The following is a 275-nucleotide window of genomic DNA, read 5'->3' as shown; positions in this document are numbered from 1 at the left end:
CGAGATATCGAGAAGCCAGAGCCTGCGTCCCGTTTCTTGGCGATGCTGCGGGATGTGAGACGCCAAGCCTTGGTCATCAAGCCGCGCGATATCCAGCCGCTTTCTCAGGGAGCCTCGGTGCCACCATATCCCTGTGGCGTCTCGTTCGACGTGTTCTAGAATGGCGCGGGTTCTTGAATCGGCCCGCGTTGTGCCAGCGGCGCAACCATTGGTGTCGACGTTCAAGCTGCAATCGCCATATGCGACGTCACAAAAGCGGCCATAGCAGAGAAACG

1 protein-coding gene is annotated in these 275 nt (G+C 58.9%); it reads right to left on the bottom strand.

What is annotated here, in order from left to right; genetic code table 11:
- On the bottom strand, positions 1 to 225 hold a 225-nt coding region (locus tag AC0L3S_RS39355), incomplete at its 3' end, for a YcaO-like family protein (RefSeq protein ID WP_473285349.1).
- Between the last annotated feature and the right edge of the window lie 50 nt (positions 226 to 275).

This window comes from Bradyrhizobium sp. Ken01 (assembly GCF_055807355.1).
Note: the sequence above shows the minus strand (reverse complement) of the source record. Positions and strands in the feature narration are given on the sequence as shown.